Genomic DNA, 13,211 nt, shown 5'->3' with positions numbered 1-13,211 from the left:
CTTACGCTTCGTTCCGTTTAACTGCATGGGCTTCTTCCAGTATCTTGGAAGCAACTTTTTGCAGCACAAAATCTACCTGTTCGTCTACCGTCATGTACGAGGTATCGAGCAGGTCGGCATCTTCGGCGCGGCGCAGCGGGCTCTCCTTGCGGGTAGAGTCGATGTGGTCGCGCTTCTGCAGGTTCGCCCGGATTTCCTCCAGGTTTACGAGTTGGCTCTTTTCCAATAACTCCATCTGCCGGCGGCGGGCACGCGTATCCACATCCGCGGTCATGTATATTTTCACTTCCGCATCCGGAAAAACAGCCGTGCCTATATCGCGCCCGTCCATCACCACGCCCCGTTTGCGGCCCATCTTTTGTTGCTGGGCTACCATGGCATGGCGCACTTCAGGCACTACGCTCACTTCGCTCACCTGGTTGGAGATATACATTTTGCGGATCTCGTCTTCCACGTTCAGGCCATTGAGGTAGGTTTCGTTACGGCCGTTTTTTGGGTTATAATGAAACGAGATATCGATGTGCTGCAGGGCGTCGTTTATCTCTTTGGGGTTTGTGAGCGAAACGTGGTTTTGAAGAAAGTATAAGGTAACCGCCCGGTACATGGCGCCGGTATCGATGTAGGCGTAGCCGAGTTCTGCTGCCACTCTTTTGGCTGTGGTACTTTTACCGCACGAGGAATGGCCGTCTAACGCGATTACTATCTTCTTCATTATTTACAGGTAAACAGGATTAATTAGAGTCGCAGGGGCAGGGCAGGTTGCCGAGCTTGCTTTTACGTTTGAGATGGGCCGTTTTTTTCTGCTGCGGTGTTTTGGTCGTGCAACCTGCCAGCGAGCCGGTGGCCAGAAAACACACTAAGATCAGGTATGAAATTATCTTCTTCAAAACGACTAACTTTGTTGCAAATATAAGACCATTTGCGTTAAGAGTTATGCGTTTGTAGGGAAGAGTTGAAAATGCACTTCCAACTTTTAGCTATTAACTCTCAACTTTAACTAAACACCATGCCAACAGACTTCACGCTCAGCGGCCGCATCATAGATTTGCACCAGCAGGCCATCTACGAAGGCACCGTTCATGTTTCAAACGGCCGCATTTCTAAAATAGTTCGGGAGCCCGCCAGCAGCCAAAAGTATATTCTGCCGGGTTTTGTAGATGCCCATGTGCACGTGGAGAGTGCCATGCTGGTACCCTCGGAATTTGCACGCCTGGCTGTTCCGCATGGCACCGTAGCCACTGTGTCGGACCCGCACGAGATTGGAAACGTGCTGGGCCTGAAAGGCGTGGAATACATGGTGGAGAACGGCAAGAAAGTGCCTTTTAAGTTTTACTTTGGAGCCCCCTCCTGCGTCCCGGCCACTCCCTTCGAAACGGCCGGTGCCGAAATAACGGCTGCTGATATTGAAACCTTGTTTCAGCGCGACGAAATAAAATACCTGGCCGAGATGATGAACTGGCCAGGCGTGCTGAACCGCGATCCGGTGGTGATGGAGAAAATTGCACTGGCCCACAAGTATGGCAAAGCTGTGGACGGCCATGCGCCCGGGCTGATGGGTGAGCAGGCCAGGTTGTATGCCTCGGCCGGCATCAGCACCGACCACGAATGCTTTACAGCCGAAGAAGCCCTGGACAAACTGGCAGCAGGCATGCAGATCCTGATCCGCGAGGGCAGCGCTGCCAAAAACTTTGAAGCCCTTATCCCGCTGCTACCCGAGCATTACCCCTATATGATGTTCTGCTCCGACGACAAGCACCCCGACAACCTGGTGGAAGGCCACATCAACCTGCTGGTAAAACGGGCGCTGGCCAAAGGCAACAACCTGTTTCATGTGCTGCAGGCCGCCTGCGTAAACCCCGTGGAACATTACAAGCTGGAGGTGGGCCTGCTGCGCGCCGGCGACCCGGCCGACTTTATACTTGTCGATAACCTGGAAGACTTTAACGTAGCGGCAACCTATATTAACGGACAATTAGTGGCAGAGCAAGGCAAAACCAAGATAGCCTTTACCCCCAGCGCTGAGATTAATAATTTTAACACAAAACCAAAAGCACCCGAACAATTTGCCGTGGCAGCCGATAATGCCACGCGCCTGCGCGTGATCGAAGCTTTTGACGGGCAGCTGATCACCAAAGAGCTGGAGGTTGCGCCAAAGATTGAAAATGGTTTTATCGTGCCGGATGTGGCGCAGGATGTGCTGAAGCTGACGGTGGTGAACCGCTACGAAAATGCTGCCCCTGCCGTGGCCTTTATCAAGCATGTGGGTCTGCGCCGGGGGGCCATTGCCTCCTCGGTCGGGCACGATTCGCACAACATTATTGCCGTTGGAGTGGATGATGAGAGCATTGCCCGGGCCGTTAACCTGATCATCGAGGCGCAAGGGGGCGTGGCTGCCGTAGACGGTGCACACGAACAACTGCTCTCGTTGCCGGTAGCCGGCATCATGTCGAACGAGGACGGGTATAAAGTAGCAGAACGGTACTCGGCCATCGATCGCATGAGCAAAGAGATGGGCAGCACACTGGCCTCGCCGTTCATGACGCTCTCGTTTATGGCCTTGCTCGTGATCCCCTCGCTCAAGCTCAGCGACAAAGGCTTGTTTAACGGCGATACCTTTGAGTTTGTAACCCTGGCCACGCACTAGCACACGTATAAACCAGGTATAAACAAAAAAGCAGGAACTCTATCGGGGAGTTCCTGCTTTTTTTGATTGCGGCAGTTGTTAGGCTACCTTGTTATTGTGGCTTGAAAAGTGCTTTTCCAGCAGCATGTTCACCTTTTCCACCGTCAGCGGCTTGGTCAGGTATTCGGCATTATACTTTTTAGAATTGGCCGTGTCCTGGGGGTGGGTAGAGGTGGTGAGCACGACCATTGTGATCTGCTCCCGGAACGCTTTGTCCAGGCGCTCAAACAAGTCCAGCATCTCAAAGCCATCCATCACCGGCATGTTAATATCCAGGAAAATAAGCTCCGGCTGAAAGTAACTGCTGCCCGTACCCTCGTAATTTTTGTTGCTCACGTTGTACAGGTAGTCAAAGGCCTGTTTGCCGTTCACAAAAGTGCGCACGTTATCTGTTACCGCCATCCTGTCCAGCAACCGCTGGTTCAGAAAATTGGTGGTATCATCATCATCAATAAGTAAAACTCCGCTAAGTTTTTTCATTAATCAGCTGATCAAGTCTTATCTGTGCCGGAAACAGGCCGCACTGCTGTCGTAGCCGTTTCCTCATCTGGTTCTGTAAGTGAGGGTTTGCGCTGAAGCCAGAGTCCTTCTGCTTACATCACCGATTACCATATGTTTGTGCACCCGCTTGAAAATGCCAAAAGCTGTTACTTCTTGCTGTTCGCAGCTGCACCTGCTTGTATTCGAAGCGATAAACAAAAATATAAAAATCTTCTTTAAAATCCGGCAGTAATTTAAGTATAGCTGCCACACGCCTTGGTAAAGCCGGCTCTTTTACGCCCGTTATACCTTACAGCAGGCTTCCAAGGTTGCCCCTTGTGTGTCTTGCTCAGGCTATACTTTGCCTTGGCTGTTTTCCTTTTGAAAGCGACAAGCCAAGCGCCGGGCTCCTACTGTCCGGGCCTACGTTACACTTGCCAGTGGGGCTTTTTAGTCGATATAGCCCTGGGCACGCATCCAGTCGTCGTTATAGATCTTGGCCAGGTAGCGGGAGCCATGGTCTGGCAGCAAGACCACGATCACATCGTCTTCGGTCAGGTTGTTTTCACGGGCATACTCCAGCGCCCCAAAAACAGCCGTACCGCACGACCAGCCCACAAAAAGCCCTTCTTCTTTAGCCAGTCTTCTGGTCATCACGGCGCCGTCCTTATCGGTTACTTTCACAAAGGTATCGATCAGGCTGAAGTCCACGTTCTTGGGCAGGATGTCCTCGCCAATGCCTTCGGTGGCATAGGGGTAGATCTCGTTCTCGTCAAAAATGCCCGTCTCTTTATACTTCTTAAAAACAGAACCATACGTATCGATGCCCACTGTGATGATATCCGGGTTCTGCTCTTTCAGGTATTTGGAGATACCCGAAACCGTACCGCCCGTACCCACGCCGGTTATAAAATGCGTTACCTTGCCGGCGGTCTGTTCCCAGATCTCAGGGCCGGTGCTTTCGTAATGCGCGAGGCTGTTAGACAGGTTATCGTATTGGTTAGGGTAAAAAGAATTCGGAATTTCCTTGTTCAGGCGCCTGGCCACCGAGTAATAGGAATCCGGATGCTCGGGGGCTACGTTGGTAGGGCAAACCACCACCTCGGCACCTACGGCCCGCAGGATATCCATTTTTTCCTTGCTCTGCTTATCCGAGAGCGTAAAAATACATTTGTAGCCTTTGGCAATGGCTGCCAGGGCCAGGCCCATGCCGGTGTTACCGGAAGTGCCTTCGATAATGGTGCCGCCCGGCTTCAACAGGCCAGCCTTTTCAGCGTCTTCAATCATCCGGATAGCCATGCGGTCCTTTACAGAGTTACCCGGGTTGAGGTACTCCACTTTGGCAAGCACCGTTGCTTTGGTGCCCTTGGTTACATTATTGAGCCTTACTAAAGGCGTGTTACCGATTGCTTCGGTTATATGGTTCAGATACGTCATCTGGTTCTTCTTTATTGAATGCTGGTGCAAAGGTACATAATTAAAATAATAATTTTCTGCCATTCCCTTTCTCTCAGCCTATGGCGGCCCGGTATACCTTGCTAAGGGTGGCTGCCGCAAACAGGAGCGGGTGCAGGCTAGCTAAGCAACAGAAAATAAGGGGCAACTTGTTCCGGGCAGCTGCCTGCCGGCCGCATATATTAGGGACAACTATTTTTTGCAAGCGCCGCAAAAAAGCCTATTTTTGCACATCCTTAGTTCGACAGTTATTACACAACTAAATAAGATACACATGAGTGTTTTAGTAAATAAAGATTCGAAAGTGATCGTGCAGGGCTTCACAGGCTCGGAAGGATCTTTCCACGCACACCAGATGATTGAATACGGCACTAACGTAGTGGGTGGCGTAACGCCTGGCAAAGGGGGGACTTATCACCTGGAGCTGCCCGTTTTTAATACGGTAGAAGATGCCGTAAAAAAGACTGGCGCCAATGTATCGATCATTTTCGTTCCGCCTGCTTTTGCAGCTGATGCTATCATGGAAGCCGCAGAAGCCGGCATTGAAGTGATTGTGTGTATTACAGAGGGTATTCCTGTAAAAGACATGGTTGCTGCAAAACACTACCTGCAGGATAAGAACGTAACCCTGATCGGCCCGAACTGCCCAGGCGTTATCACCCCGGGCGAAGCCAAGGTGGGCATCATGCCTGGTTTCGTTTTCAAGCCAGGCCGTATCGGCATTGTGTCTAAATCCGGTACCTTAACCTACGAAGCTGCTGACCAGATCGTGAAAGCGGGTCTTGGCATTTCTACTGCCATCGGTATTGGCGGCGACCCGATCATCGGAACGCCCACCAAAGATGCTGTTCAGTTGTTAATGGAAGATCCGGAGACGGATGCGATCGTGATGATTGGTGAGATCGGTGGTAACTACGAGGCCATGGCTTCCAAGTATATCAGCGAAACAGGCAACAAAAAGCCGGTAGTTGGCTTTATTGCCGGCCAGACAGCGCCTCCGGGCCGCCGCATGGGCCACGCCGGTGCCATTGTAGGTGGTGCTGAAGATACAGCTGCTGCTAAAATGAAGATTATGCGCGAGAACGGCATCTACGTAGTAGAGTCTCCGGCCGAGATCGGCGATGCAATGGTAAAAGCCCTGCAGGAAGCTGGCATCAACGCGTAAGTTAGATACTAGATTTTAGCCGTTAGATATTAGACTATAGACTTTACAAAAAGGCTACTCCGGGGAGTAGCCTTTTTTGTTTTTATCCACCTCTTTAACTTTCTAACTTTCTAACTCCTCCTCACTTCCACCACCTGCTGCTTCTGCCTGTTCCGGATCTCATCGGGCAGAGCGGCTAGAATTTCCTGTTGCAACGCCTCAATCAGCTTTCGTTTCAGGAAGCTGCGGTGCACTACCAGGCTTACCTCACGCAGGGGCTGTGGCGCTGTGAAAGGATGTACCAGCTTTCGCTTCTCCGCCGGCATATCCAGCACCGACAGCTCGGGCAACAGCGTAAGGCCTCGCTGGCTGTCTACCAACCGTTTCAGGGTTTCCAAAGAGCCGCTTTTATAATCGAAATTGCCCGTTTGCCCGCTCCCGCCGCGGTTGCAGATATTGAGTACCTGGCTCCGGAAACAATGCCCTTCGTTCAGCACCCAGAGCTCGTCGGTATCCAGCTGCTCCGGACTTATACTTTGCGAGTCGGCCAGCGGATGGCCGGGATTTATGTAAGCCACAAAAGCTTCGTAGAACAGGGGAACTTCCGTTATACTTTTATCTTCCAGGGGTGTTACCAGCAGGCCCGCATCCAGTTGCTCGTGTTGCAGTTTCTGGATGATCTGGTCGGTTAGCAGCTCCTGTACCACCACCCGCACCTGCGGATATTTCTGCATAAAACGGGTAATAAACAGCGGCATCAGGTAAGGTGCCAGCGTGGGTATGATGCCAATGCGCAGCTCGCCGGCCAGCTCCAGTTGCTGGTTCTGTACGATCTCGCGGATCTTTTTAGCTTCGGTTGCCACAATCCGCGCCTGCGCAATAATTTCTTTGCCAATTTCGGTAGGGCGCACCGGCACCCGGCTTCTGTCAAACAGCTGCACGCCAAGTTCCTCTTCCAGCTTCTGTAACTGCATGCTCAGCGTGGGTTGCGTCACAAAACAGTGTTCTGCTGCCGTGGCAAAGTGGCGGTAGGTATCTACGGCCAGTAAATAATCCAGCTGTACCAGCGTCATAAGATCGGTTTTAAAATGAATAAGCTATTCTCAAGCATACTTATAGATATTACCTATAATTACATAAAATTAATCAATTTGACTGATCAAACCATACACTTTACTTTTGTCACGTAGCTTAAGATAACGATTCTATAAAAAATAAGACATGGGAAAACTAACTCAGATAGGACTAGAGAAAGAAGACAGCCAGCAGATCGGCGAAAAGTTGAACGAATTACTGGCCAACTATCATTTATACTACCAGAACCTGCGCGGTTTCCACTGGAACATCAAAGGCGTGCATTTCTTTCAGCTGCATGCCAAGTTTGAAGAACTTTATACCAATACGCTAACCAAAATCGACGAGATCGCAGAGCGTATTTTAACGATCGGCCAGAAGCCCCTGCACACGTTTACCGATTACATCCGAGTGTCGACCATACAGGAAACAAGCAACCTGAGCGGCGACAAGGAGACGGTGACTGCAACCCATCAAAACCTGACCACGCTCATTAACCTGGAGCGCGAGCTGCTGATCCTGGCCGCCGATAAAGGCGATGAGGGTACAGTAGGTATGCTCAGCGAGGATATCAACGAAAACGAGAAAATCCTCTGGATGCTGAATGCTTTTCTTAGTTAACAGCGTAGCAGCTACTTTGGCTTGCTGCCCGGTAGAACAAGTCTAAAAAGGCGTCTGCACGTACTTGGCCGCCTGCCTTATAGATCTGTCGGTGTTCAGGACCGGGTCCAACCACCCCTTGTCCCTCCTTATCTAAGGAGGGGAGCCGGCCACTACTTTAGCTAAGGGATAAGCTCTGTTGTTTTGGCTTCGTTTCCTTTCCACCAAGATCCTTTTCAGGATGACAAAAGCAAAAAGGCATGACGAGGAAGTTTATACTTGCGCTGAAGTATAAGTAGCTTGGTGAATGAAGAACATCCCCCTACCCCCTTCAAAGGGGGACTTGGTTCAAGTTGCATAGTATAAAGCTGAGCTATCGAAAATGATCCCAGTCCTTGGGTTAAGCGCCTCGAGAATTTCCGGTGACGAACGATAGTGAGGCAGCCTGAGGTACGAAGGCAGGAAATGAAAGCAGCGCGAAACGCAAGGACGAGCCCCCGCGGGCTTGGAGCGCTTCAAAGCCAGAAATGAAACAAGGCAAGTATAAGACTGAGCAAAACAGCTGGTTAGCAAGTATAGCAGGAAGTATAAACTGCCACATCAAACACAAGCTACCAAGTATAGCCAAAGTATAAACCTGAGGAATACAGCCAGCTATCAAGTATAGCCGGAACGACTTTAATTGAAGAAGTACAATTGCTACCTACACATGTCCCTTACCAAGTATAACCCGATCATAACAAAACAAAACCGCCTGCTACAAAAGCTGTAGCAGGCGGTTTAACCTTAATTTATACTCAAATACTACTTAGCGTAGCTAATGGCGCGCATCTCCCGGATCACCGTGATCTTGATCTGGCCCGGGTACTGCATCTCTTTCTCGATCTTCTGCGAGATGTCGAAGGAGATCTGAGCAGCTTTATCATCGGTTACGTTATCGGCATCCACCATTACGCGCAGCTCACGGCCGGCCTGGATGGCGTAGCACTGGTTAACACCTTCAAACGAGATAGCTGTTTCTTCCAGCTCCTTCAAACGCTTGATGTAGGATTCCATGATCTCGCGGCGGGCACCTGGTCTGGAACCGGAAATCGCGTCACAGGCCTGCACCAGTGGCGATACCATTGCTGTCATTTCCACTTCGTCGTGGTGGGCACCAATGGCGTTTACCACATCCGGATGCTCCTTATACTTCTTGGCCAGCTCCATACCAATAATGGCGTGCGGCAGTTCCGGCTCATCCGGCGTAACCTTGCCAATGTCATGCAGCAAACCGGCGCGTTTGGCGTGTTTCACGTTCAGGCCCAGCTCGGCGGCCATGGTGGCACAAAGGTTGGCTACTTCGCGCGAGTGCTGCAGCAGGTTCTGCCCGTAAGACGAGCGGAAACGCATGCGGCCCACCATCTTGATCAGTTCCGGATGCAAGCCATGAATACCCAGATCGATGGCGGTGCGCTCGCCGATCTCCACGATCTCTTCCTCGATGTTCTTGCGTGTTTTGGCGACCACTTCCTCGATGCGGGCCGGGTGAATACGACCGTCGGCTACCAGGCGGTGCAAGGATAAACGGGCAATCTCGCGGCGAACCGGGTCAAAACCAGAAATGATGATGGCTTCCGGCGTATCGTCCACGATGATCTCCACGCCAGTAGCCGCTTCAAGGGCACGAATGTTACGGCCTTCACGACCGATGATCTTGCCTTTGATGTCGTCGCTTTCGATGTTGAATACCGACACGCAGTTTTCGATGGCATGCTCTGCCGCCGTGCGCTGGATGGTCTCGATCACGATCTTTTTGGCTTCCTTGGTAGCAGTGAGCTTGGCCTGGGCCACAATGTCTTTGATGTGCGAGGAGGCCTGTGTCTGGGCTTCGCTCTTGAGGGCTTCCACCAGCTGCTCGCGCGCTTCGGAGGCGGTCAGGCCGGCAATTTTTTCCAGCTGGTCCACAATTTCCTGGTGCTGCTGCTCTACTTCTTCCCGGCGCTTTTTCAACTGCTCCATCTGGGCGTGCAAGTGCTCCTTTTCTTTGTCGAGCTGGGCGGCAAGCTGTTCTTTTTCCTTGGCAAGCTCCGTTTCGAGGCGCTTGGTTTGCTCCATTTGCTTGTTTACCAGTTGCTCGCGCTGCTTTACCTTGTTTTCGTTCTGGATGATGATGTTCTTTTTCTTATTCATCTCCTCCTCGAACTCCGACTTAAGCTTCAGGTATTTCTCCTTGGCTTCCAGGATGCGGTCTTTCTTGATGCTCTCGCCATTCAGTTCGGCTTCGCGAATGATGGTTTTAGCGGTCTGGCGGGCGACTTCTTCCTGCTGCTTGTACACTTTCTGCAGCAGCATACGCCCAATGAAGACGCCCGCAGTGAGCGCAACAAGAGCGGTTAATAAAATATAAAGAATGGACATAGCTAATTGCTTTTATGGTTTATAAAAACACCTAGCAGTTCCTGCAAAAAACAAAGTATGGCTTTAAAGCCTAAACGAAGTGTAAGCGGCGCCAGCCGGTAAGGAGGCGCGGCCTGCTATTTGGTAGCAGCAGATAAAAGGTCGTCGAGCAAGTTGAGCTGCTGGTCTACTTTGGTCTGATGAGCGTTTTTCTCATCTTCCAGCTTCAGCTTGTCTACCATGGTTTCAAAGGCCACCATGGCCAGCAAATCCTGTTTTTCCTGTATCCCAAACTGGTCTTTAAAGAAGCGCAAGCGCTCGTTTAGCAGTTTGCCTACTACCCGCAGCCTTTCTTCCTCTTCTTCTTTCACCCGCATCGGATACTCGCGTTCCGCGATGCGAATCTTGATTGCTAATTCACTCATCCGTTGCGTTTTTAATGGTTAAGCTTACCGGGTTCTCCTGGCTTTCGGGCCTTCACAGGCCCCTACTCGCGCAGGGTTTTAGTCCTGCAGGTAAGCAATACACTTATCGATTTCTCTTATGTATTCGTTTAGTTTGAGCTTTAACTCTGTCGAATTTGCAGTGTTTCCTGCTATCGTGTCTACAATTTTAACAATATTCTCCTGATTTTGAAAATTTTTTATTTGCTGCTCTTTCTCGGCCACCTGTTCTTCCAGAGCCTGAATTTCTTCCTGGGCTTTGGCAAGGCGCTGCTGCACATCGGCATAGCGGTTGATCAGGCGGCGCAGCTTATCTTCAATATGCTGGAGCTGTTGTAGTTGCTTTTCTTTTGGCATAACACTATTTGCGGATAAAAGCTCCCAGTTGTTTCTCAAATTGTTGCATCAGGCGGTTCATCGTACTCTCGATCACCTTATCGGTCAGGGTTTGCTGGCGGTCCAGCAACGTAAAGCTGATGGCATAGGCCTTTTTACCGGCTTCTATTTTGTCGCCCTCGTACACGTCAAACACATTCACATCCTGCAGCAGCTTGCGCTCGGTGCGCAACGCGATCTGGCGGACTTGGTCGAAGGTAACATTTTTATCCAGCACCAGCGACAGATCGCGGCGCACTTCCGGATATTTAGGCAGCTCTTCGGCCGTCAGCTTGTCTTTATACTTTTTAAGCAGGTAATCCCAGTTCAGTTCGGCGTACCATACCTGCTCTTTCACTTCCATCTGCCGCGCTACAAGGGCATCCAGCGGACCAAGCTCAGCCAGCACCGTGCCGTTTTTGGTATACGCAATACCCTGCTGCAGGTAGCGGTTAGGCGCCAGTGGCTGCATCTCAAAATCGCCGGCGTTCAGCTTGCGCAGCACGTTCTGCACCACGCCTGCCAGGTCGTGGAAAGCAGTTTTTATACTTGGCTGCTTCCAGCTTTCGGCCGACACGTTGCCGGCCAGGTATAGGGCCAGCCGGCGACTTTCCTTGTATTCGCCTTCCAGCTTGCTGTATACTTTGCCCAATTCAAAAAGCTTCAGGTCGCGCTGGCGGCGGTTGATGTTGCGGCGCAGCACCTCCAGCCCCGAAAACACCATGCTCTTGCGCAACACGTCCAGGTCTTCGGAGTTATAGTTCACCACTTCCACCAACCCCGCTTCTTCCCCGTCCTGTGTATAGTAATTAGAGTTGGTAATGGAGTTGGTAATGATCTCGTGGAAGCCGTTATCGGCAATATAGCTCATGATAGCGTCAGTGATATCTTCCGGGTTTGGCCGCGGAAAGTTGGCCAGAAACGTGGACGACATGTGCTCGCTTACCGTGATGTTGTTAAAGCCATAGATACGCAGCACTTCTTCCACCACATCGGCCTCGCGGGTCACGTCCACCTTAAACGGTGGCACCGACAAGGTCAGGTGCGTTTCAGTTTCGCCGGTGATCGTGATGCCCAGGTCTGTGAGAATCGTTTTGATGCGCTCTGTGCCGATGTGCTGCCCGATCAGGCTGTGAATACGGGCTATACTTACCACAATCTCGCGGCTGCCGATCGGGTTGGGGTACACATCCACGATTTGGGATGAGACCTCGCCGCCGGCTACCTCCTGCACTAGCAGGGCCGCGCGCTTCAGCGCCGTGATGACCATGTCCGGATCGGTGCCCCGCTCAAAACGGAAAGAGGCATCTGTTTTCAGGCCGTGGGCCATGCCCGTGCGGCGCACCCAGTCCGGCGAGAAATATGCGCTTTCGATAAAGATACTTGTTGTTTCGGCCGATACCCCCGATTCTATCCCGCCAAATACGCCGCCAATCGCCATGGGCTCTTCGGCATTGCAGATCATCAGGTCGGTAGCCTGCAGCTTGCGCTCCACGCCATCCAGCGTTTTAAACACGGTGCCCTCGGCCACGGTTTTCACCACAATCTTCCCGCCTTTTATCTTGTCAGCGTCAAAGGCATGCAGCGGCTGGCCCAGTTCGTGCAGCACATAGTTGGTTACGTCCACCACGTTGTTAATGGGCGAGAGGCCGATGGCGCGCAGGCGCCGCTGCATCCACTCGGGCGAAGGGCCTACTTTTATACCTGAAACTGTTACCCCGGCATAGCGCGGGCAGGCAGCGGTATTTTCCACTTCCACGGTTATACTTCGGGAGGTATTGCTTACCCCGAAGGCTTCCACAGAAGGCAGTTCTGCTTTGGCACCGGTCAGGGCCTGTAGGTCGCGGGCCACGCCGTAATGCGAGGCGGCATCGGCCCGGTTCGGCGTCAGACCGATCTCGAACACTTTGTCGGAGTCCAGCCCGAAGAAGGCGGCGGCCGGTGTGCCGTTGGGCAGGTCGGTGTCCAGCACCATGATGCCCGCATGCGAGGTACCGATGCCAATTTCGTCCTCGGCGCAGATCATCCCTTCGGAAGCAGCGCCGCGTATTTTTGATTTCTTGATCTTAAAAGGTTCGCCGCCCGTGGGGTACAGCGTGCTGTTAACAGTAGCCACCACCACGCGCTGCCCGGCGCCCACGTTGGGGGCGCCACACACGATCTGGCTCGGTGTGCCCGTGCCAATATCGACGGTGGTGATGCTGAGGCGGTCGGCATCCGGGTGGCGCTCGCAGGTGAGCACCTGCCCCAGCACAATGCCTTCCAGGCCGCCCTGCACCGCCTCGTACGTATGAATGCCCTCCACTTCGAGGCCTGCGCCCGTAAGTAAAGTGCCTATTTCCTCTGCAGGTTTGTCTATGTGGATCAGTTGTTTCAGCCAGTCGAACGAAATCAGCATGTTGTTTTCTGTTGTATGAAAGTATAACCGCCTTTAAAGCAGCTCCTGTTCTTCAAAATTAAGCATAATTCTGTTTAGTGGCGCAAGGCCAGGAAAAATGTCTGAAAGAAGGGTTGCTGGGGAGTAACAGGCTATTGCCGTTTTATGCTGAGGTGTGCTTTCGGTTATAGTTGGCAGCTT

At 51.9% G+C, this 13,211-nt stretch carries 11 protein-coding genes and 1 pseudogene; 3 read left to right on the top strand and 9 right to left on the bottom strand.

The genetic code is table 11. The annotated features are described in order from the left end of the window. Position 1 precedes the first annotated feature (1 nt). Together cmk and LWL52_RS01085 are read right to left on the bottom strand one after the other, a co-directional pair. Positions 2-712, bottom strand: coding sequence for a (d)CMP kinase (gene cmk / locus LWL52_RS01090; RefSeq protein WP_242916280.1), 711 nt, complete (start codon positions 710-712; stop codon positions 2-4). Between the two features lie 19 nt (positions 713-731). Beyond that, a complete protein-coding gene (locus LWL52_RS01085) occupies positions 732-887 on the bottom strand; it encodes a hypothetical protein (RefSeq protein ID WP_242916279.1) in 156 nt (51 codons plus the stop codon). Positions 888-1,006: 119 nt separating this feature from the next. Here LWL52_RS01085 and ade point away from each other — a divergent pair, with 119 nt between their 5' ends. Continuing rightward, positions 1,007-2,644 (top strand): adenine deaminase, encoded by a 1,638-nt coding sequence (gene ade, locus LWL52_RS01080; RefSeq protein WP_242916278.1) that lies wholly within the window; start codon positions 1,007-1,009, stop codon positions 2,642-2,644. 78 nt (positions 2,645-2,722) lie between these two features. On the opposite strand, the gene LWL52_RS01075 is transcribed toward ade, so the two are convergent. Beyond that, positions 2,723-3,163: a response regulator gene (locus LWL52_RS01075; RefSeq protein WP_242916277.1), complete on the bottom strand. Its 441-nt coding sequence runs from the start codon at positions 3,161-3,163 to the stop codon at positions 2,723-2,725. Between the two features lie 453 nt (positions 3,164-3,616). After that, positions 3,617-4,600, bottom strand: a pseudogene (locus LWL52_RS01070) (PLP-dependent cysteine synthase family protein); the annotation flags it as partial. Positions 4,601-4,892: 292 nt separating this feature from the next. Here LWL52_RS01070 and sucD point away from each other — a divergent pair. Continuing rightward, entirely contained in the window at positions 4,893-5,783 is an 891-nt protein-coding gene (gene sucD, locus LWL52_RS01065; RefSeq protein ID WP_242916276.1) for a succinate--CoA ligase subunit alpha, read from the top strand. A 110-nt stretch (positions 5,784-5,893) separates the two neighbouring features. Here sucD and LWL52_RS01060 read toward each other — a convergent pair whose 3' ends face one another. Then, a complete protein-coding gene (locus tag LWL52_RS01060; protein ID WP_242916275.1) occupies positions 5,894-6,835 on the bottom strand; it encodes a hydrogen peroxide-inducible genes activator in 942 nt (313 codons plus the stop codon). 148 nt (positions 6,836-6,983) lie between these two features. Here LWL52_RS01060 and LWL52_RS01055 point away from each other — a divergent pair, with 148 nt between their 5' ends. Next, positions 6,984-7,457, top strand: a complete 474-nt coding sequence (locus LWL52_RS01055) for a Dps family protein (RefSeq protein WP_242916274.1) — start codon at positions 6,984-6,986, stop codon at positions 7,455-7,457. 783 nt (positions 7,458-8,240) lie between these two features. On the opposite strand, the gene rny is transcribed toward LWL52_RS01055, so the two are convergent. From rny to pheT, 4 genes are all read right to left on the bottom strand, one after another. Next, a complete protein-coding gene (gene rny / locus LWL52_RS01050) occupies positions 8,241-9,836 on the bottom strand; it encodes a ribonuclease Y (protein ID WP_242916273.1) in 1,596 nt (531 codons plus the stop codon). Positions 9,837-9,952: 116 nt separating this feature from the next. Then, positions 9,953-10,240: a cell division protein ZapA gene (locus LWL52_RS01045; RefSeq protein ID WP_242916272.1), complete on the bottom strand. Its 288-nt coding sequence runs from the start codon at positions 10,238-10,240 to the stop codon at positions 9,953-9,955. Between the two features lie 78 nt (positions 10,241-10,318). Then, a complete protein-coding gene (locus LWL52_RS01040) occupies positions 10,319-10,615 on the bottom strand; it encodes a hypothetical protein (RefSeq protein ID WP_242916271.1) in 297 nt (98 codons plus the stop codon). A 4-nt stretch (positions 10,616-10,619) separates the two neighbouring features. Next, positions 10,620-13,031: a phenylalanine--tRNA ligase subunit beta gene (gene pheT / locus LWL52_RS01035; protein ID WP_242916270.1), complete on the bottom strand. Its 2,412-nt coding sequence runs from the start codon at positions 13,029-13,031 to the stop codon at positions 10,620-10,622. Between the last annotated feature and the right edge of the window lie 180 nt (positions 13,032-13,211).

Source organism: Pontibacter liquoris (assembly GCF_022758235.1).
GTDB classification, from domain to species: domain Bacteria; phylum Bacteroidota; class Bacteroidia; order Cytophagales; family Hymenobacteraceae; genus Pontibacter; species Pontibacter liquoris.
This window is presented reverse-complemented; position numbering and strand designations above follow the sequence as displayed.